Genomic DNA, 1,807 nt, shown 5'->3' on the forward strand with positions numbered 1-1,807 from the left:
ATACAAGAGCGACAATGAGGTGAAAGCGGCAATGTCGCCCATGTTCGCGTACAGGGCCCCGATCAGCCGGCTCGCAGCCAACAGGTTGTCATCTGTTTCCTTGGCATAACCTTGTAGTTGCCGCGCCAAGTCAGCCGCATCGCGATGCTCAGCGATGATTTGCGCCAGCCGTTCTACCCCCGTCAGAGTGAGAGCAAATCCAGTAGAAAGCAGCGGGTCAACAAAACCGGCTGCTGAGGGCAGCATCGCCCATCGTTTTCCTGCAATGGTGCTGCTGCGAAAGGCGATCACCGGCATGTGACGGAACGGCTGGCACGCGGATGCCTGCTTGAATTGTGCTTTCAACTCCGGCAGCCGGTGCAAGAGCCTCCGCCAAGCCGGCTCCCCTTCGCTCAGCGCCAACTCTTCGGCCACCCGGCGAGTCGCGGCAACCCCGGCACTGGTGACGCCGTTATTGAATCGCAGCACCCACACCCATCCGCCATCAAATACGTGATGCACCGCGGCGTCATCCAACGGATAGGGAAGTTCATCTCCGGTGGTTTCGCTGCGGGTGACTCCGGTGAAGTGGCTGTACAAGCTTTCTGTAGCAGGGAGTCCAGGCAGCGGAGACTCCTCCAATCGCAAGCTCCGGTGCAGAAAACCCCCCGGGCCCGTGGCATCGATCAGAAGCCTGGCACGTAGCTGAAGCGTCTCCTCGCCGGTGCGGCCGGCGATGGCCGCACCATCCTCTGCGAATTCCAGCGCCTCGATCTGGACGTTGTCGCGGTACTCGACTCCCAAACGCTGCGCCTCGTTAACCAGGAATTGATCCACGTCAGCCCGGTACCAATGGGTGTCGGCGATATCATCGTACGGGCTCGCCGCGACCAGCAGTTGACCTTGCTGGTGAAAGAAGGTGAAGCCGCGCTTCAGTCCGCATGCGATCTGCGAATGGGCACGCTGCCAGCTTCCCCATTTTGCCAGCGGAGCAATCCGCGGCAGATCATAGGTCGTGCTCAGCCTCTCCAGCAGCAGATTGCTGAGCGGCGTGGTCGATTCTCCGATCACCATGCGGGGATGCCGGCCGCGTTCGAGCAGGATGACTGATCGACCAAGCTGATGGGCAATCATCGCCATCAGGCTACCGCCGAAGCCCGCACCGACGATGGCAAGATCAAACTCGCGTTTCAACTCGCACCGCCGCAATAAGTGCAGGAAATCCTATCCCGCACGACCTGCTGGAGATTCATCTGGCGCAGCCGGGCGGCGCGCTGCGCGTGGCAGTGCGCGCACGATTCGCGCAGTGCCCACAGATCCGCGAAGACTCTGCCTGCCTTAAGCCGCAAACCGTATTCCATCGCGGACTCCAGAGTTTCCAAAGATGGAGGCGTAAAGCCCAGCGACTCCATGGCCCCGTTTCCCGCCCGCGTTGGGATTAGGGTCGCGGCCGTGGCGCCAAGTTCCATGGCAAATGTCAAAGAGCGTTCAGCCCAGGCAAGCGCTTCCCCTGCCGGCATAAGCGGAGGCTGCACCAGGATAAAGACCCGAAGATCGATCCCGTTGCGGCGCAGAAAGTTTGCCGCGGTCGAGAATTGATCGAGCGTCATGCGTTTGTTTAGTCCCGCGAGCACTTCCCGATGCGTCGTCTCCAGGCCCATAGCGATCTCGAGCTTGCCGCTAAGCAAGTCGCGAAAGCGCAGGCAGGCATCGCCGGTGAACGCGGGATGATTCTCTACGATTACCCTCTCGAAACGATTGGCCCGCTGGGCGATGGCGCCGTAGTCTGCGGGCGGAATTGCCTGAGGATCGAAAAAGCTGCCGCTGT

The 1,807-nt window shown here is 60.9% G+C and carries 2 protein-coding genes; both read right to left on the reverse strand.

Going from position 1 to position 1,807, the window contains the following annotated elements:
- A partial coding sequence (locus tag WCB02_RS41885) for an NAD(P)/FAD-dependent oxidoreductase (protein ID WP_423968881.1) occupies positions 1 to 1,173 on the reverse strand: 1,173 nt, incomplete at its 3' end.
- The coding region (locus tag WCB02_RS41890) for a hypothetical protein (RefSeq protein WP_423968883.1) at positions 1,170 to 1,807 on the reverse strand (638 nt) is incomplete at its 5' end. The genes WCB02_RS41885 and WCB02_RS41890, both read right to left, overlap by 4 nt.

This window comes from Bradyrhizobium sp. (assembly GCF_049581145.1).
Classification (GTDB): domain Bacteria; phylum Pseudomonadota; class Alphaproteobacteria; order Rhizobiales; family Xanthobacteraceae; genus Bradyrhizobium.